Consider the following 17289-nt stretch of genomic DNA (forward strand, 5'->3'; position numbering starts at 1 on the left):
CAGGTCGGTCACGCCGGAGCCCCCGTCGCGATGCGCGGGTCCAGCACCGGGTAGACCAGGTCCACCGCGAGGTTGACCAGCACGAACACCAGCGCGGCGAACACCACGACGCCCTGCACCAGCGGGATGTCCCGCACGCTCACCGCCTGCACCGTCAGCCGCCCCAACCCGGGCCGGGTGAACACCGTCTCCACCACCACCGCCCCGGCGAGCAGGTGCCCGGCGATGTAGCCGAGCACGGTGAGCGCGGGCAGCGCGGCATTGCGCAGCGCGTGCCCCAGGTGGATGGCCACCCGGCCGACGCCCTTGGCGCGGGCGGTGACGATGTAGGGCTCGTCCAGCGCCTGCGCCAGGCTCTGGGCCAGCACCTGGGCGACCAGCGCGCCGGTGGGCAGCCCGAGCGTGAGCGCCGGCAGCACCACCGACTCCGGCCCCCGGGCGCCGACCGAGGGCAGCAGCCGCAGCTGAAAGGAGAACAGCTGCACCAGCATCAGCCCGACCCAGAACACCGGCAGGGACACCGCCAGCGAGGGCAGCGACATCAGCACCTGCCGCAGCCAGCCCACCCGCGTGTAGGTCGCGGCCAGCGCCAGCGCGGTGCCGACGACCACCGCGACGGCCAGCCCGGCCAGCGCGATCGACACCGTCGGCGGCAGCGCGTGCGCGATCTCCGCGCGGACGTCCTGCCCGCTCTGCACGGACAGCCCGAAGTCGCCGTGCAGCGCCGCCCACAGCCGCGTCGCGTACTGCACCGGCAGCGGCTTGTCCAGTCCGTACCGGGCGCGCAACGCGTCCAACTGGGCGGGGGTCAGCGGCTCGCCGTCCAGCCCGCCGCCGGCCATCGCCGCCACCGGGTCGCCCGGCAGCAGGTAGAGCACCACGAACGACACGGTGAACGCCGCCCACAGCACGCCGACGGCAAGGCCCAGCCGCCGCGCCAGGTACCTGCCCATCTAGTCCTCGGCCTTCGACGCGTCGGACAGCGTGATCCGGGACGAGGCGTCGAACCTGACCCCTCGCACGCCCGGCGCCACCCCCAGCACCGTGCTCAGCTCCACCACCGGGACCACGCTGTGCTCGCGCAGCAGCCGCCGTTGCGCGGCGGCCACCAGCTCGGCCCGGCGGGCCGGGTCGGCGGCCCCCGCCTGCGCGGTGAGCACGCCGTCCAGCTCGCCGGGCGGGAACCGGTAGTAGTTCGCCCCGCCGGTCCAGTACCAGCCGCGCAGGATGTCCGGGTCGGCCCTGGTGATGTTGCCCCAGATCGCCTCGAAGTCACCGCCCTGCTGCACCTGGGTGTTCTCCGCGATGGGCCGTTCGACCAGCCGCAGCTCGATGCCGACCCGCCGGGCCTGCTGCTGGATCAGCTCCAGCGCCGGCTTGTTGGTCGCCGCGTTGGAGAAGAACGTCAGCGCGAAGCCCAGCCGCCGCCCGTCCCTGACCCGGATCCCGTCCGGCCCGGGGCGCCAGCCGGCCGCGTCCAGCGTGGCGCCCGCCTGGTCGGGGTCGAACCTCAGCGCGGCGCCCGCGTCGGCGTAGGCCGGCGTGGTCGAGGACAGCACGCCGGTGGCCGGGCGCGTCTTCGAGGTGAACACCGCGCTCACCAGCTCGGGCCGGTCGACGGACAGCGACAGCGCGGCGCGCACCGCGGGCTCGGAGACCAGCGGCCTGGCCAGGTTGAAGCTGATCCCGAACGGGATGCCCGGGTTGGCCCGATCGAGCAGTTGCACCCCGGCTGTCGTCAACGGCTGCTCGTCCTGCTGGCCGATGCTGCCGATGGCGTCCACCTCGCCGGAGACCAGGCTGCCGGTGCGCACCCCGGACTCCGGAACGATCCGGAACTCCAGCCGCTCCAGGTAGGCCTCGCCCTGGTGCGCCCACAGCGGCGAACCCCACCGGTAGCCGGCGCGCCTGGTCAGCGTGATCGACAGGTTCTTGACGTAGTCGCCGAGCACGAACGGGCCGGTGCCGACCACCCGCTGGCAGCGCTCGTCGTCCGAGCGGGACACCGTCGCCGGGGCCAGGATGCCCAGGCTGTGCGTGCTGGTGCCCTGCAGGAACTGCACGTTGGGCGCGGCGAACCGCACGGTGAACCGGGTCGGACCCTCCACGGTGGTGCCCCGGTAGCCGGCCAGGTAGCCCTTGGCCAGGGTGGCCCGCGCGCCCAGCTCGGGTATCCGGTCGAAGTTCTGTCTGACCACCTCGGCGGTCAGCGGCGTGCCGTCGCCGAACGTCACGCCCTCGCGCAGGGTGAAGGTGTACGCGCTGGCGTCCTGGTTCGGTTCCCAGGCGGTGGCCAGCCACGGCGTGATCCGCCCGGTGCCCGGGTCCTGGTCGGTCAGCGAGTCGACCAGCTGGCGCGCCGAGTAGATGCTGTCGTTGCTGCCCACCTGCTGCGGGTCGACGCAGCCCTGGTCGCTGGACACCGCGACACGCAGCGTGCCGCCCGGGCGCGCGGGGCCGGTCGGGGCGGCGCCGGTCGAGCCGCCGGAGCCGCATCCGGCCAGCGCCAGCGCGACCACGAGCGCGACACCGACCAGCCGGAACGGGCCGCGCGACGGCGGCCGGCCATGGTCCACTATGGACATGATCACCGAGGGATTCCCCGCGACACGGGGTCGCGGACCGATGTGCCGAGCTACGGACGGGGGAGGCGCGACTCAGCGGGTACAGGCGGCGCTGGCCACCCGCAGCAGGTCGACATGCCGCCGATAGCAGCAGCCGCCGTCTCCGTAGAACGAGCGCACAACGACCTCCATCGGTCCCGGCGGTAGCACCCGCTCCCGCTCGCGCGGGGGGTTGCTGCGACGTCGACGAGCCAGGTCTCTCGGCCGCTCTGGATGGTTCGCCCAAATATGCACAAACATTACTGGTGTAGTCAAGAATAACCGGCGTTCGTGCAGGTCGAAGCGGTGTGATCCGCGACCACCGACTCTGGAGGCGTTGCCCAGACGGATCGCGTGTTGTACAAAGTGCACCGTGACCGCCACGGCCCTGATCCGGCGCATCGCTGTTGATCTGTGTCGACTGCGCGGCGGCGTCTGTAGCCGCTGACCCACCGCCCGACAGTCCCACCCGCGCGCGACGGTTTCATCCACAGGGGTGTTCATGACGTTCGCAGGCCCGCGAACCGCGCCCGGCCGCGCCTCGCCGCCGCCCGGTGCCCGCGCCCGACGGCGTGGGTCGCGGCTGGCCCGGCTCGGGCTGCCGCTGCTCTCGCTGGTGGCGTTCGTCGCGCTGTGGCAGCTGGTGGTGTCGCTGCGGCTGTGGAACGAGACGCTGGTGCCCGGCCCCGGGGCGGTGTGGCGCGCGTTCGTGCAGACCTCGGTCACGCACGACGGCACCCGCGGCTACTCCGGCACGTTCCTCTACGAGCACTTCCTGATCAGCATCGGGCGGATCCTCTACGGCGCCGGGGCCGGCATCGCGCTGGGGATCGCGCTCGGGCTGGTCATGGGGCTGACGCCGTGGCTGCGGGCGGTGTTCGAGCCGTGGGTGACGTTCCTGCGCGCGCTGCCGCCGCTGGCCTACTTCTCGCTGCTGATCATCTGGCTGGGCATCGACGAGCCACCCAAGATCACTTTGCTGGCGGTGGCGGCGTTCCCGCCGGTCGCGGTGGCCACCACGACGGCGGTGATCGCGGCGCCGCGCGGTCTGGTCGAGGCGGCGCGGGCGCTGGGCGCCGGGCGGTTCGAGGTGGTCAGGGACGTGGTGGTGCCCTCGGCGCTGCCGGAGACGATCACCGGCATCCGGCTGGCGGTGGGCGTCGCGTACTCCTCGCTGGTCGCGGCGGAGCTGGTGAACGGGCTGCCGGGGATCGGTGGCATGGTCCGCGACGCCGCCAACTACAACAACACCCCGGTGGTGCTGGTGGGAATCGTGGTGATCGGGGTGTCCGGCCTGCTCATCGACGCGCTGCTGCAACTGGCCGAACGCCGGATCGTCCCGTGGCGAGGAAGGCTCTGATCGTAATGAGACGTTTCAACCGGGTGCTGGGCGCGCTCGCCGCCGTCGTCGTGGTGGGGCTCGCGGCGGGGTGCGCGGGGCCGGGCGGCGGCGGTGGAGGCGACCGCGACAAGACGCTGCGGCTGGCCTACCAGGCGTTCCCGAGCGGCGACCTGATCGTGAAGAACCAGCGCTGGCTGGAGCAGGCGCTGCCCGGCTACACGATCAAGTGGACCAAGTTCGAGTCGGGGGCCAGCGTCAACCAGGCCTTCCTCGGCGACGCGGTGGACATCGGGGCGATCGGCTCCAGCCCGGTCGCGCGCGGCCTGTCCGGCGCCTCGCCCATCCCGTACAAGGTGGCGTTCGTGCTGGACGTGGCCGGCGACAACGAGGCGCTGGTGGCGCGGCGGGCATCCGGCGTGAGCTCGGTCGAGCAGCTGCGCGGGCGGCGGGTCGCCACCCCGTTCGCCTCCACCGCGCACTACAGCCTGCTGGCCGCGCTGGCCAAGGCAAGGCTGTCCGCGTCCGACGTCAGGCTGGTGGACCTGCAGCCGCAGGCCATCATCGCGGCCTGGGAGCGCGGCGACATCGACGCCGCCTACACCTGGCTGCCCACCCTGGACCAGCTGCGCGGCTCCGGCACCACCCTGGTCACCAGCCGGACGATCGCCACCGACGGCAAGCCCACCCTGGACCTCGCGGTGGTCTCGGACCAGCTGATCGCCCGGCACCCGGAGGTGGTGGCGGCCTGGCGCAAGGCGCAGTCCCGGGCGCTGGAGCTCATCGCGCGCGACCGCCGCGCGGCGGCCACCCACATCGGCCAGGAGCTCAACATCGGTCCGGACGCCGCGCTCGCCCAGCTCGAACAGGGCGTCTACCTCACGCCCGCGCAGGTCGCCTCCCCGGAGTGGCTGGGCACCGACGGCAACCCCGGCAACCTGGCGAACAACCTGGGCAGCGCCGCCAGGTTCCTGCTCGACCAGAAGCAGATCGACAAGGCGCCGACGCCGGAGCTCCTGCGCGGCTCGCTGTACCTGACCGGACTGCCCGGTGAGCTCCAGTAGCGCGCCGGCCCCGGTCCGGACGGCGGCCGCGGTCTCGCTGGCCGGGGTGACGCACCGCTACGGCAGCGTCACCGCCGTCGGGCCGCTGAGCCTGGACATCCCGGCCGGGGAGTTCCTGGTGCTGGCCGGCGCCTCGGGCTGCGGCAAGACCACCCTGCTCCGGCTGATCGCCGGTTTCGAGCCGGCCGGCGAAGGAACCGTGCTCGTCGCCGGGCACCCGCCGGAGCCAGGCAGGTCCGCCGGCGTGGTGTTCCAGCAGCCCCGGCTGTTCCCCTGGCGCACCGTCGGCGGGAACATCGACCTCGCGCTGCGCTACGCCGGGGTGCCCAAGCGGGAGCGCCCGGCCCGGCGGGAGGCGCTGCTGGACCGGGTCGGCCTGCACGACACCGCCCGCCGGCGGATCTGGGAGATCTCCGGCGGCCAACAGCAACGGGTGGCCATCGCCAGGGTGCTCGCCGCCGACAACCCGCTGTTCCTGCTGGACGAGCCGTTCGCCGCGCTCGACGCGCTGACCAGGGAGCGGCTGCAGGAGGACGTCCGGCGGGTGAGCATCGACTCCGCCCGCACGTCCGTGTTCGTCACCCACAGCGCCGACGAGGCGGTGTTCCTCGGCTCCCGCGTGGTCGTACTGACCCCGCGTCCCGGGCGGGTCGCGCTGGACCTGCCGGTGGACCTGCCGCGCGGCGCTGTCGACCCGGCCGAGGTCCGCGAGTCGGCCCGGTTCGCCGAGCTGCGCAACGAGGTCGCCCGCGCGGTTCGGACGGCAACCTGATCGCGAGAGTCACCGCATCGATCGATCTGAGGGAGATCATCGTGTCTGTCACCGACGAACTGCTCGAACACAACGCCGCATATGCCGCGTCCTTCATCGGGCCGCTGCCCCTCCCACCGGCGAAGCACCTCGCCGTCGTGGCCTGCATGGACGCCCGGCTCAACGTCTACGGCATCCTCGGCTTGCGGGAAGGGGAGGCCCATGTCATCCGCAACGCCGGCGGTGTGATCACCGATGACGAGATCCGCTCGTTGGCGATCAGCCAGCGCCTGCTCGGCACCGAGGAGATCATCCTCATCCACCACACCGACTGCGGCATGCTGACATTCACCGACGACGCCTTCAAGGCCGCGATCCAACAGGAAACCGGTATCAAGCCCCCTTGGGCGGCCGAGTCGTTCTCCGACCTGGACGCCGATGTCCGGCAGTCCATCGCGCGCATCGAAGCCAGCCCGTTCATCCCGAAGAAGACATCCATCCGCGGCTTCGTCTTCGACGTTGCCACCGGGAAGCTCGACGAGGTCAGGAGGCCGTAGTTCGCACGACCATGAGCTGATCACCGGGCCACGCCCCCGACCCGACCGGTGAGGGCGGCGGCCGGAATCACCGCGAGCGCCAGGACGCCGCCGGCCAGGGCGAGCGCCGGGTAGCTGGTGGCCGCGACCATGAGCCCGGATCCCATTCCGCCGGTGGCTCCGGAGATGGCGATGGAGACATCCACCGCGCCCTGTGTCTTTGCGCGGGTGGCCAGCGGCACGGTGTCGGCGATCACGGCCGTGCCCGCGATGAGCCCGAGGTTCCAGCCCAGCCCGAGCAACGCCATCGCCACCGCCAGCAGCGCCACGGAGTCGCCGGGCGCGACCGCGGCGAGCACCCCCGCCCCGAGCAGCGTCGCCCCGGACGCGGCGGCGACAGGCAGCCGGCCAACGCGGTCGACCAGCCAGCCGGTCAACGGTGACGGCAGGTACATGGCGGCGACGTGGACCGCGATCACGAACCCGGCGGCGGCCGTGCCGTGACCGTGCTGGACCAGGTGGACCGGTGCCATGGTCATGATCGCCACCATCACGAGCTGCGTCAGCGCCATGACGAACCCGCCGACGGCGACTCCCCTGCCGGAGCCGCCGGCCCGTGTCGAGGCCGGCGCGGCCACCGGGTCGGTCGTGCCCAGCTCGCGGGCCAACAGCAGGGGGTCCGGGCGCAGGTGGACGGCCAGCACGAGCGCGGCCAGCGCGTAGGCGACGGTGCTGAGCAGAAACGGTCCGGCCAGGTGGGGAAGGCCCACGGCGTGGGCCAGCGCGCCGGTGGGGGCCGCCAGGTTGGGGCCGACGACACCGCCGACGGTGGTGGCCACCAGCACGGTGGACACGGCGCGGCCGCGGTGGGAGGCGGTGGCCAGGTCGGCCCCGGCGTAGCGGGCCTGCAGGTTGGCCGCGGTGCCCGCGCCGTACACGAACAGGGCGACGAACAGCAGGACCGGGGCGTCCAGGGCCGAGGCGACGATGACACCGAGGCTGCCGATCGCGCCGGTGAGGTATCCGGTGGCGAGGCCGAGGCGACGGCCCCGGGCGTGCGAGAGGCGGCCCACCGCGACGGCGGCGAGCGCGGAGCCGCTGGTGAACAGGGCACTGGGCAGCCCGGCCATGCCGGTGGAGCCGAGCATGTCCTGGGCCAACAGCGCGCCGACGGTGACCCCGGCGGCCAGCCCCGCGCCGCTGAGGATCTGCGCGGAGACCAGGACGGTCAGCACGCGGCGCTGTGCTCGGGTGATCTCGATGGGATGCGGGTCGGGGGCGCCGCTCACCGGGCGGACGAGTCCGGACGCACGAACCTTCCGATACGCGGAACGACTCCGATGTGTGCCGTCATGCCGTCCTCCCTGCACGCGGTGCGGTCGCGGCCGTTGTAGACGCCGATGGTGTACACACCCCGGCGCGGCCGGCCACTTGACAGCGGCGGGTGTGGCGCCGTTCACTGAATTGGCCAGTCCACAGACCAACACCGTCGTCGGTCCGGAAGGGGCACCATGGCCGTGACGCCCAGCCGCCGCCGTTTCCGCTACCGCTGGGTGGTGCTGGGCACCGACTTCGGCGTGCCTGGGGCTCAACTACGCCGACCGGAGCGCGATCAGCGTCGCGGCGCCGTTCATCATCGCCGAGTTCGGGTTCTCCAACGCCGAGTTCGGCGTGATACTGAGCGTCTTCTTCTTCGGCTATGCGCCGTTCAACTGGATCGGCGGCCACCTCTCGGACAAGCTCGGACCCCGGCTGGTGCTGGGCACCGCGCTGGCCTGGTGGTCCACCTTCACCGCGCTGACCGCGGCCGGTGCCGGGTTCGTCAGCTTCCTCGTCGTCCGGTTCCTGTTCGGCTTCGGCGAGGGACCGCAGGCGACGGTGACGGCGAAGACCATGTCGAACTGGTTCCCGCAGCGGGAGCTGGGCCGGGCGCTGGGCGTGGCGAACGCCTCGACCCCGCTGGGCGCCGCGGTCGCCTCCCCGATCGTGGTGGGGATCCTGGAGGCCAGCCACAACAACTGGCGGCTCGCCTTCCTCATCCTGGGCGGGGTCGGGCTGCTGTTCGCGGTCGGCTGGTTCGTCGTGGTGCGCGACACGCCGGAACAGCACCCGTGGGTCTCGCGGGCCGAGCGCGACGAGATCGTCCCGCACCGGGCCGGCGGCGCCCCGGACCCGGACCGGGCGCACGACGCGCCGCCGGTGCGCCGCTACCTGCGCGAGCCGCTGGTCTGGAGCACCGGGTTCGCGTTCTTCGGCTACGCCTGGGTGCTCTACACGTTCCTGTCCTGGTTCCCGGTGTACCTGCTGCAGGCCCAGCACGTGAGCCTGTCCGAGCTGGCCTGGGCCGGCGCGGTGCCGTGGGTGGTCGGGTTCCTCGGCCTGGTCGCCGGCGGGATGGTCACCGACTGGCTGGCCCGCCGCACCGGGCGGCCGCCGGAGGCCCGCAAGGCGATCATCGTGGTCAGCCTGCTGGTCACCGCCCTGCTGATGGGCCTGTCCATGACCGCCTCGAACCTGGCCTCGGCGGTGCTGCTGATGTCCGGCGTGCTGTTCTTCATGTACCTCACCGGCGCCCAGTACTTCGCCATCATCGCCGACCTGGTGCCGGCCGTCCGGTACGGCGGCGTGGTCGGCTTCGTGCACTTCGTGTCCAACTGCGCCGGGATCGCCGCGCCGTTCATCGTCGGCTGGATCCTCGACCGGACCCGGTCCTGGGCGTTGACGTTCGGCCTGGCCGCCGGGATCTGCGCCGCCGGCGGCCTGTGCATGCTCGCCTTCGGCGCGATCTCCCGGCTACGGAACCTGGAGCGTGCGACCGCCGGATGAATGGGAGGAGACAGACATGCCAGGGGTGGCGCAACAACTGGACGAGCGCGGCTACACGGTCGTCGAGGACGTCCTCGATCCCGGCCGCGACCTCCAACCGATCCTGGACGAGTACGCCGAGGTCCTCGACCGCGTCACCGCCACGCTGCACGCGGCCGGGTCGATCCGGGACACGCACGCCGACCTGCCGTTCGGGCCGAGGCTGATCCGGATCACCCGCGAGCACGGTGCCAGCCTGTCGCAGCACTTCGACATCAGCCTGCCGCAGGCCGGCATCCGCTCGGACACGCCCATGCACCTGGGCCCGGCCTGCTTCCGGCTGCTGACCAACCCCCGGTTGCTCGACCTGGCCTCGGCGCTGGTCGGCCCGGACATCCTGGTCAGCCCGGTGGGACACGTGCGCATCAAGCTGCCGGAGGGCACGATCGAGAACGGTGACGGCCAGATGGCCCAGATCCCCTGGCACCAGGACAACGGGGTGATCCTCTCCGAGGCCGACGAGTCGAACGTGCTGACGGTCTGGGTACCGATCAACGAGGCCACCGTCGACAACGGCTGCATGCGGGTGATCCCCACCCCGCGCGGCGGCGAGCTGCGCACCCACTGCCCGTCGATCCGGCGCGGCGCGCACATCCCGGACCGGCGGGTGGACGACGGCGACGCGGTCACGCTGCCGATGCGGGCGGGCAGCGTGCTGCTCATGCACCCCCGCACCGTGCACAGCTCGCTGGGCAACACCACCTCCGACCAGGTGCGGATCAGCATGGACCTGCGCTACCAACCGGTCGGCCAGCCCACCGGCCGGCCGATGTTCCCGCCGTTCGTGGCCCGCTGCGCCACCCGCCCGGACACGGAGGTACGCGACCCCGAGGCGTGGGCGGCGATGTGGCGGACCGCGCGGGCGCGGCTCGCGGCCGACCCACCGGCGGCGTTCAACCGCTGGGACGCCGACTCACCGGCCTGCGCCTGACCGCTCGTCGTCGAGGCGGCCGCGCTCAGACCGCGTAGACGTGGTCGGGCATGTCGGTGACGAACATGTAGCCGGGCGCGTGGGTGATGGCGAACGGCGGCCGGGAGGCCATGATCGCCGCCTGCGGCGTCACCCCGCAGGCCCAGAACACCGGCACCTCGCCGTCGCGGATGTCCACGGGGTCGCCGAAGTCGGGGACGGACAGGTCGGCGATGCCGAGCGCCTCGGGCGCGCCGACGTGCACGGGCGCGCCGTGCACGGAGGGGAACCGTCCGCTGATGCGCACCGCGTCGGCCACCCGGTCGGCGGGGATCGGGCGCATGGAGACCACCATCGGCCCGGACAGGCGCCCGGCGGGGCGGCACGGGCGGTTGGTCCGGTACATGGACACGTTGCCGCCCTCGGCGATGTGCCGCAGCTCGAGCCCGGCCGCCACCAGCGGGGTCTCGAAGGTGAAGCTGCAGCCGATCAGGAAGCTGACCAGGTCGTCCGACCAGTACCGGGTGATCTCGGCCGGCTCGTCGACCAGCTCGCCGTCGCGCCAGACCCGGTAGGCGGGCAGGTCCACCCGCAGGTCCGCGTTCGGCGCGACGGACGGGTGCGGGCTGCCGGCGTCGGTGACGTCGATGATCGGGCAGGGCTTGGGGTTGCGCTGCCCGAACAGCAGCGTCTCGTAGGCGTAGTCGCGCGGGACGATGATCAGGTTGGCCTGGGCGTAGCCGGGCGCCCAGCCCGCCGTGGGGGTGCGCTCGCCGTCGCGGAACCGGGCGCGCGCCTCGGCCGGGTCGGCGCTCGGGGTGGCGGTCGGGGTGGAGGGCATGGTCGTCTGCCTCACTGGAAGATCGATGCGATGGAGGTGATGGACAGGACCGCGGCGTACGCGGTGAACAGCCAGGCCGCTATCCCGGAGCCGAGCAGGAGCTTCGGGTAGCGGTAGCCGTCGATGAGGTCGCGCCGGCGCAGCGCCACCCACAGGATGATGCCGAGCCCGACCGGCAGCACCAGCCCGTTGATCGCGCCGGCGAACACGAGCATGGCCTGCGGGGTCTGCCCGGCCACCACGAAGACCACGGTGGCCAGGCCGATGAGCACGATCACCGCCCGGTTGAAGTGGCGGCGGACCGGGGCCAGGTAGGTGCGCAGGAAGGTGGCGGTGGTGTACGAGTTGCCCATCGTGCTGGTCATCCCGGCGGCCCAGAACACCAGCCCGAACAGGTGCAGGCCCACCGGGCCGAACGCGGCCAGGAAGCTGGAGCCGGCGGCGTCGTTCGCGTTGGCGAGGTGTGCCCCGGTGGCCACGACGCCGAAGAAGCCGAGGAACAGCACGATGCGCAGCACGCAGGCGACCAGGACGCCGGTGAGCGCGCCCCGGTTGATCCGCGCCACGTTGGCCACCCCGGTGACGCCGGCGTCGATCAGCCGGTGCGCCCCGGAGTACGTGATGAACCCCCCGACCGTGCCGCCGATCAGGGTCAGGATGGGCAGCAGCGGCAGCCCGTGCGGGGCCACGGTGCCCACCGCCGCCTGGTCGAGCGGGGGCGCGGTGACCGCGACCAGTGCGATGATCAACCCGATCTTGACGACGCCGAGCACGATCATGACCCGGTCGAACACGACGAACACCGACCTGGCCAGGAAGATGGCGATGGCCAGGCAGCCGCTGACCGCCGCGCCGAGCCGCTGTCCACGCCGAGCAGGTTGTGCAGCCCCAGCCCCGCGCCGGCCACGTTGCCGATGTTGAACACCACCGCGCCGAGCACGACGAACGTGGTCAGCAGTTGGCCGGCGCCGGGGAAGACCTTCGCGGCGAGGTCCTGGGCGCGTTGCCCGGAGACGCCCAGGATGCGCCACACGTTCAGCTGCACCGCCACGTCGATCACCATCGAGACGACCACGGCGCAGGCGAACGAGGCCTGGTAGAGGACGGTGAACGAGGCGGTCTGGGTGATGAAGCCCGGCCCGGCGGCGCTCATCGCCATCAGCACGGCGGCGCCGAGCAGGGGCGGCACCCGCAGCCAGCTGCGCGGCCCGGACGGCTCGGTGGTCCTGGTCGTGCCGCCCATCTCACTCCCGGGAGTCGGGGTTGCCCTTTCTACCGTTGCGCTTAAGTTAGACGTCAGACCTTTCTATGGCCAGCGGCAGTAGGAGAGTGCGTGACCACTTCGACACCGGCGCCGGCGATCCTCGTCGAGGCGGTCAGTGCGGACTGCTACGGCCAGGTCAGGGGCCGGCTGCGGGAGCTCGTCGCCAGGCTCGGCGCGCAGGGCACGACGCGTCTTCCCTCCGAGGCGGAGCTGGCCGCCGCGCTGGGGGTCAGCCGGCCCACGCTGCGCTCGGCCCTGCAGTCGCTGCAGGAGGAGGGCCGGATCCGCCGGCTGCACGGGCGGGGCACCTTCATCAACCGGCACGCGGTGGGCATCCGCGCCAACCTGGCGGAAGCCGGCGCGTTCCTGGACCTGCTCGCCCAGCCGTCGGTACACATCGCCGAGCAACGCGTCGTGCCGCTCGACGCCGAGGTGTCGGCGTCCCTCGAACTGCCCGCCGGCGAGCCCGGCCTGCGCATCGAGCGGGTCTTCCACGCCGGCGACACGCCGGCGGTGCACACCGTCGACCTGGTACCGGTGCGGCTGCTGGCCGGCGGTCGGGACCGGTCGCCGGAGACCCTGGACGCGACCCGGTCGACCTTCGAGTTCGTGCGCACGCACCTGGGCCGCCCGGTGTGCTACTCGGTGGCCGAGGTCCGCCCGGTGCTCGCGCCGCCGGAGGTGGCCACCCGGCTGCGCCTGCCGGCGACCCGGCCGGTGCTGCGGCTGCGGCACACCCACATCCAGGCCGACGAGCGCCCGGTCGCGGTGACCGTGGCCCACGTCAACGACGACCACCTGTGCTTCTCGGTCATCCGCAGCCACCTGGACGAGCGGTCATGAGCGTCGCCGTGGACATCCGGGTGCCGGTGGGGCGGCCGCTGCCCGAGCTGGCCGAGTTCATCGCGTCCTGCGAGGACGCCGGCTTCCACGGCGTGGGCGTGCACGACCACCACCACTCCGGTCGGGACGTGTACGCCGCGCTCACCCTGGCCGCCGCCCGTACCCGCGCGCTGACGCTCTATCCGGCCACCACCAACCCGGTCACCCGGCACCCGCTGGTGCTGGCCGCGACCGCCAACGCACTCGCCGAGATCGCCCCCGGCCGGATCATGCTCACGCTCGCCCCCGGCTTCCTGTCCGTGGAGAAGGCCGGGCAGCCTCAGGGCCGGGTCCAGCGGCTGCGGGAGACGGTGACCGCCCTGCGCCGGCTGCTCGCCGGGAAACCGGCCACCGTCGAGGGCCGGGAGATCTGGATGAACAACGCGGCGGGCGTGGCGCCGGAGATCTTCGTCCTGGCCGCCGGCCCGAGGCTGCTGGAGCTGGCGGGCGAGGTCGCGGACGGCGTGGCCATGCTGGTCGGCCTGCATCCGGACGGCATCGAGGCGGCCCGCTCGCACGTGCGCGCCGGCGCGGCGCGGGCCGGTCGAGACCCGGCCACCGTGCGGGAGATCTTCATCGTGCCCACCGCGATCGAGCCCTTCGACACCGCGCGGGAGTGGCCACGCCGCTGGTTCCGGCCGGGCACCCCGTTCCTGAGCTACCCGAGCGGGGCGAACCTGCGCTGGCTGCGCGCCGCCGGCATCGACATCCCCGCCGGGCACGACCCGGCCGAGCTGTCCCCGGAACTGGCGGCTCGGGTGTGCGACGCGTTCGGCCTGTTCGGGCCGCCGGAGTACTGCGCCGACCGGTTGCTGGCCGCGAACCAGGAGTCCGGGGTGCGGCACGTGTTCCTCTTCCCGTCGCACACCGCCGAAACCGGGTACGACCTGCCCCAGGCGGACGTCACGGCGTTCGGCAAGGTGATCGGGCCGAGGCTGGCTCGGGAAGGGCTTATCGGCGGTTGACCCGGGGCCTGACCGAGCCGCGGCGTTCGATCGAGCTGGCGGGGCCGAGCTGGCCGGACCCGTGCAGGTGCTGGTGCCGGCTGGCGAAGACGGTCAGGCCGGGCATGCCGGCCAGCGGGCTCAGGTCGACGTCGCCGCTGTTGTAGAGCCACAGCCGGCTCAGGTGGGGCAGCGCGCGCAGCGGGGCGAGGTCGGGCAGTTGGGAGAGATGGGCCAACCGCAGGGTCTGCACCTGGCGGAGCTGGGCGAGCGGGGTCAGGTCCGTGACCTCGGACCCGGACAGGTCGAGGAAGTCCAGCGCCGGCAGGTCGGGCAGCCGCCGTAGGTCCAGCCGTGGGCAGTCGCGCAGCCACAGCCGCCGGAGCGGCCCGGCCCAGTTCCGCAGTCCGCTGATGTCGGTGAGGTCGGGGCAGTTGTGCAGGCCGAACCATTCGGGTGCGTCGAGGAAGCCCAGCGGGGTGAGGTCGCGCAGGCCGGTCATGTCGCGCAGCCCGACGATCGTGAGGTCGGTGAGCGCGCGCAGCTCATCGAGGGCGGCGGCGTCGCCGAGGTGGGAGAGCTGCAGCGCGGACAGGTGCGGGAGGCGGGCGAGGTGCGCCCGGCCGACGCTGGCGAAGAGCAGGTCGAGCCGGGTGAGGGTGTCGAGCTCGCGCAGGGCGGCCAGGTCGACGGGCGGGGGCTGGGCACGGGGGCCGGGCGCGAGCGCGAGCCGCCGCAGGCGGGTACGGGCCAGCGGGGACAGGTCGAGCGCGGCCGGGTCGGTGACGAACAGAGAGTCCAGCTCGGCCAGGTCGGCGACGAAGGCCAGGTCGCCGTGCGGCCGGTGGAAACGGCATTCGAGGTGGCGCAGCGCGCGAAGATGGACCAAGCCCGGGATGAGGTCGGGGTCGTCGATCCGCAGCGACCCGTCGAGCAGCGGCGAGTCGGCCAGCACGGTCTCGGCGTAGCGGGCGGGGTCGAACCGGGGCCAGGCCTCCAGCAGCTGGCGGACCACGGTGGGGCGGGGGTCGGCGCCGAACCGTGCGATGACCGGCATGGCGGCGTCCCCGCCGATGTGGCCGGCGGCCGCGATGGTGGCCTCGACCGTGCCTGCCGACCTGGGGTGCGAGGCGGCCAGCAGGTCGAGTACGAACTCGCCGGCCCCGGCAACCGCGTGGGCGGCGTTGCCGTCGCGGGGAGGCAGGAGCCGGCTGACCCGGCTGCGGATCTCGGCGCGGAGCGCGTCGCCGAGCTCCGGCGAGGTCTCCAGGCAGGCCGCCCCGAGCAGCGCGAGCCGCTGGCGGTGCCGACGACCGTCGGTGGGGGTGTCCTCGCGCCTGATCACGCCGGTGAGCAGCTCCTCGCGCTGGCGGCGGGAGGCGTGCCCGGCCGCCATCACGACCACCTCCCGCCACTGGTCGCGGTGCGCGTTCTCGACCAGGACACCGATGTCGTCGGCGTCGATCGCGGCCTTGGCGGCCAGGTACTCCTGGAACGAGCGGTGGATGAAGTCCACCCGCCCGGCGACCGGCTCGCGCAGCAGGCCGCTGCGCTCGACCAGCGCCCGGAACACGACGTCGGCGTCCTCGCCTATCTGGGCCATCGAACCGAGCTTGGTCGCGATCCGCTCGGCCACCCTGGCGGTGGGTGCGTCGGAGAAGCCGTTGCGGACCAGCCAGTACGCCACATCCTGCAGCAGCAGGGTCTTCTCGATGCGCCCGAGCCGTTCCGGTGAGCGCAGCCCGCGTTCCTTGTCGCGGCGTTCCAGCAGCATGTGCAGCGTGATCTCGTAGAGCTCCATCCGGTTGGCGGGCAGCTGGCCGTGCCGGTCGCGGTGCAGCGCGCACAACAGCGCGCACAGCAACGGGGTCCGCGCGAGGCGGCGCAGCGCGGTGCGGGAGCCGATGGCCTCCACGAGTTGGCGTTCGTAGTCGTCGAGGGCGCGTCGTTCGTCGTCGTCGACGCACTGCGCGCGTGCCGCGTCGTGCCAGCCGCCGATCAGCGCCCGGACGTCGCCGGGCGCCAACGGCTGCAGCCGGGCGTGGACGAACTCCGCGCCGCGCAGCCAGCCGGGGTCGAGCGCGGCCGGGCGGGAGCTGACGACGAACCGGGCGGCCGGAAACGCTGTGATCAACTCGGTGAGCCAGTCGCGGACCTCGCCTCGGCGCTGCTCGGGCAGCTCATCGACGCCGTCGACGAGAACGATGGCCTCGCCGCCGCGCAACCGCTGGTGAACCCACCCCGGCGGCATCTCCTCGGCGATGTGCCGGCCCACCTCGTCCAGGAAACCCTCCGGGGCGGGCAGCGGCGCGTCGACGTAGCGGCGCAGCCGGATCAGGAACGGCGTGACCGCACCGGCCGCGCAGCGCACCGCGATCCATTGCAACAGCGTGGTCTTGCCCGAACCCGCCTCGCCCAACACCAACAGCCGGGGCGCCACCGGCAGCAGCTCGTCGACGCGCCGAGGCGAGGTCTCGCCGCCGACACCGGCGTCGGGGTCGGTGTCGGTGTCCCTGTCGCTGTCCTCCTCCGGCGCAGGGCGCTCGACGGCGTCCCCGAGGTCGACGCGCAGGCTCAGGTAGGCCACCGAGAGCGGGTAGCGGCGGCTCGGCTCGGACACGGTGGCGCCGAACAGCGACATGCGGTCCAGCGCGTTGGTGACCTGGAGCCGGTAGTCGGCCTCGAAGTCGTGCACGCCGCGACGCGCCGGCATCCGGGCGAGCACCTCACGCACCAGCTCGAGGGTCTCGGTGTCGCGGCGCAGCAGCTCGGTGAGCACGCCGGCCTGGAACCGGGGCAACGTGGTCGTGATCCGCACCAGGTACGCGCAGCACTCGCGCAGCAGCCGGTCGTAGAACTCCGCCGCGTCGGCCGACAGCAACGACCGGCCGGCCATACCGGGCACCGCCCGCACCAGGTGGCCGTAGAGATAGCCGGCGTCCAGGTCGGCCGCGAAGAGGTCCTCGTCGTCGAGCGCGGCCCGGTCGAACGTCTCCCGCGCGGCCTCGACCGCCGCCCGCTTCTCGTGATCGGCGAGCCCGGCGAACTCGCGCTCCAGCAGTGGACCCAACCGCTGGGCGACGACCTCCTCCATCTCCTCGAACATCCGCCGCAGCCGCCGCCGCTCGACCGCCCCGGCCGCCCGGTCGGCCAGCATGTCCACCGCCCGCGCGGACACGTCGGCGGCAACACTTCGGTCACCGACCCAGACCTTGACCACGGCACGCACCACCGAGGCGCCCAGCGCCAGCGCGGGGGCCTCCAACCCGCTCACCGGCGCACCCTATCGC

General features: G+C 73.0%; 16 protein-coding genes and 1 riboswitch. Of the genes, 8 read left to right on the forward strand and 8 right to left on the reverse strand.

Translation table 11 applies throughout. The features are described from left to right. Positions 1 to 8: 8 nt before the first annotated feature. From N912_RS0142655 to N912_RS66855, 3 genes are all read right to left on the reverse strand, one after another. A complete protein-coding gene (locus N912_RS0142655; RefSeq protein ID WP_028927251.1) occupies positions 9 to 953 on the reverse strand; it encodes an ABC transporter permease in 945 nt (314 codons plus the stop codon). Then, positions 954 to 2585, reverse strand: a complete 1632-nt coding sequence (locus N912_RS0142660; RefSeq protein ID WP_051581594.1) for an ABC transporter substrate-binding protein — start codon at positions 2583 to 2585, stop codon at positions 954 to 956. It abuts the gene before it with no gap. Between the two features lie 72 nt (positions 2586 to 2657). Continuing rightward, positions 2658 to 2756, reverse strand: a complete 99-nt coding sequence (locus tag N912_RS66855; protein ID WP_342670901.1) for a putative leader peptide — start codon at positions 2754 to 2756, stop codon at positions 2658 to 2660. Beyond that, positions 2750 to 2844: riboswitch (SAM riboswitch) on the reverse strand. Its footprint overlaps the gene before it by 7 nt. 261 nt (positions 2845 to 3105) lie before the next feature. On the opposite strand from N912_RS66855, the gene N912_RS0142670 reads away from it, so the two are divergent. From N912_RS0142670 to N912_RS0142685, 4 genes are read left to right on the forward strand one after another with little or no spacing between them, the layout of a single operon-like run. After that, on the forward strand, positions 3106 to 3963 hold the full coding sequence (locus tag N912_RS0142670; protein ID WP_028927253.1) for an ABC transporter permease: 858 nt from the start codon (positions 3106 to 3108) through the stop codon (positions 3961 to 3963). A gap of 5 nt (positions 3964 to 3968) precedes the next feature. Further along, positions 3969 to 5006, forward strand: a complete 1038-nt coding sequence (locus N912_RS0142675) for a taurine ABC transporter substrate-binding protein (RefSeq protein ID WP_028927254.1) — start codon at positions 3969 to 3971, stop codon at positions 5004 to 5006. After that, complete coding sequence (locus N912_RS0142680) at positions 4993 to 5778, forward strand: ABC transporter ATP-binding protein (RefSeq protein WP_028927255.1); 786 nt, start codon at positions 4993 to 4995, stop codon at positions 5776 to 5778. Before N912_RS0142675 ends, N912_RS0142680 begins: the two co-directional genes overlap by 14 nt. Before the next feature lie 41 nt (positions 5779 to 5819). Further along, on the forward strand, positions 5820 to 6314 hold the full coding sequence (locus tag N912_RS0142685; protein ID WP_028927256.1) for a beta-class carbonic anhydrase: 495 nt from the start codon (positions 5820 to 5822) through the stop codon (positions 6312 to 6314). Between the two features lie 20 nt (positions 6315 to 6334). On the opposite strand, the gene N912_RS58200 is transcribed toward N912_RS0142685, so the two are convergent. Then, a complete protein-coding gene (locus tag N912_RS58200; RefSeq protein WP_037069538.1) occupies positions 6335 to 7582 on the reverse strand; it encodes an MFS transporter in 1248 nt (415 codons plus the stop codon). Between the two features lie 292 nt (positions 7583 to 7874). On the opposite strand from N912_RS58200, the gene N912_RS58205 reads away from it, so the two are divergent. Together N912_RS58205 and N912_RS0142705 are read left to right on the forward strand one after the other, a co-directional pair. Continuing rightward, entirely contained in the window at positions 7875 to 9119 is a 1245-nt protein-coding gene (locus N912_RS58205) for an MFS transporter (protein ID WP_051581577.1), read from the forward strand. Between the two features lie 16 nt (positions 9120 to 9135). Next, positions 9136 to 10089 (forward strand): phytanoyl-CoA dioxygenase family protein, encoded by a 954-nt coding sequence (locus tag N912_RS0142705; protein ID WP_028927257.1) that lies wholly within the window; start codon positions 9136 to 9138, stop codon positions 10087 to 10089. Between the two features lie 25 nt (positions 10090 to 10114). On the opposite strand, the gene N912_RS0142710 is transcribed toward N912_RS0142705, so the two are convergent. From N912_RS0142710 to N912_RS66860, 3 genes are read right to left on the reverse strand one after another with little or no spacing between them, the layout of a single operon-like run. Beyond that, positions 10115 to 10909, reverse strand: coding sequence for a putative hydro-lyase (locus N912_RS0142710; RefSeq protein ID WP_028927258.1), 795 nt, complete (start codon positions 10907 to 10909; stop codon positions 10115 to 10117). A gap of 11 nt (positions 10910 to 10920) precedes the next feature. Beyond that, positions 10921 to 11703, reverse strand: coding sequence for a divalent metal cation transporter (locus N912_RS58210; RefSeq protein WP_342670902.1), 783 nt, complete (start codon positions 11701 to 11703; stop codon positions 10921 to 10923). Continuing rightward, complete coding sequence (locus tag N912_RS66860; RefSeq protein ID WP_342670903.1) at positions 11685 to 12152, reverse strand: hypothetical protein; 468 nt, start codon at positions 12150 to 12152, stop codon at positions 11685 to 11687. The genes N912_RS58210 and N912_RS66860 overlap by 19 nt, the downstream gene beginning before the upstream one ends. A gap of 90 nt (positions 12153 to 12242) precedes the next feature. Between N912_RS66860 and N912_RS0142720 the strand changes: the two genes are divergently transcribed. Together N912_RS0142720 and N912_RS61255 are read left to right on the forward strand one after the other, a co-directional pair. After that, the gene (locus tag N912_RS0142720) at positions 12243 to 13016 is read left to right on the forward strand and encodes a GntR family transcriptional regulator (RefSeq protein WP_028927259.1); all 774 of its coding nucleotides are present in this window, start codon (positions 12243 to 12245) and stop codon (positions 13014 to 13016) included. Then, positions 13013 to 14020, forward strand: a complete 1008-nt coding sequence (locus N912_RS61255) for an LLM class flavin-dependent oxidoreductase (protein WP_051581579.1) — start codon at positions 13013 to 13015, stop codon at positions 14018 to 14020. Before N912_RS0142720 ends, N912_RS61255 begins: the two co-directional genes overlap by 4 nt. Here the strand turns inward: N912_RS61255 and N912_RS0142730 are convergent. Then, entirely contained in the window at positions 14007 to 17273 is a 3267-nt protein-coding gene (locus N912_RS0142730) for an NACHT domain-containing protein (protein ID WP_028927260.1), read from the reverse strand. The genes N912_RS61255 and N912_RS0142730 overlap by 14 nt on opposite strands. Between the last annotated feature and the right edge of the window lie 16 nt (positions 17274 to 17289).

Source organism: Actinospineispora acaciae DSM 45401 (genome assembly GCF_000620785.1).
In the GTDB taxonomy this organism is placed as follows: Bacteria; Actinomycetota; Actinomycetes; order Mycobacteriales; family Pseudonocardiaceae; genus Pseudonocardia; species Pseudonocardia acaciae.

Bases quoted from the DNA above. Each gene is read 5' to 3' on its own strand.
- N912_RS0142655 (WP_028927251.1), bottom strand. From the start codon at position 953: ATGGGCAGGTACCTGGCGCGGCGGCTGGGCCTTGCCGTCGGCGTGCTG.
- N912_RS0142660 (WP_051581594.1), bottom strand. From the start codon at position 2,585: ATGTCCATAGTGGACCATGGCCGGCCGCCGTCGCGCGGCCCGTTCCGG.
- N912_RS66855 (WP_342670901.1), bottom strand. From the start codon at position 2,756: ATGGAGGTCGTTGTGCGCTCGTTCTACGGAGACGGCGGCTGCTGCTAT.
- N912_RS0142670 (WP_028927253.1), top strand. From the start codon at position 3,106: ATGACGTTCGCAGGCCCGCGAACCGCGCCCGGCCGCGCCTCGCCGCCG.
- N912_RS0142675 (WP_028927254.1), top strand. From the start codon at position 3,969: ATGAGACGTTTCAACCGGGTGCTGGGCGCGCTCGCCGCCGTCGTCGTG.
- N912_RS0142705 (WP_028927257.1), top strand. From the start codon at position 9,136: ATGCCAGGGGTGGCGCAACAACTGGACGAGCGCGGCTACACGGTCGTC.
- N912_RS0142710 (WP_028927258.1), bottom strand. From the start codon at position 10,909: ATGCCCTCCACCCCGACCGCCACCCCGAGCGCCGACCCGGCCGAGGCG.
- N912_RS66860 (WP_342670903.1), bottom strand. From the start codon at position 12,152: ATGGGCGGCACGACCAGGACCACCGAGCCGTCCGGGCCGCGCAGCTGG.
- N912_RS61255 (WP_051581579.1), top strand. From the start codon at position 13,013: ATGAGCGTCGCCGTGGACATCCGGGTGCCGGTGGGGCGGCCGCTGCCC.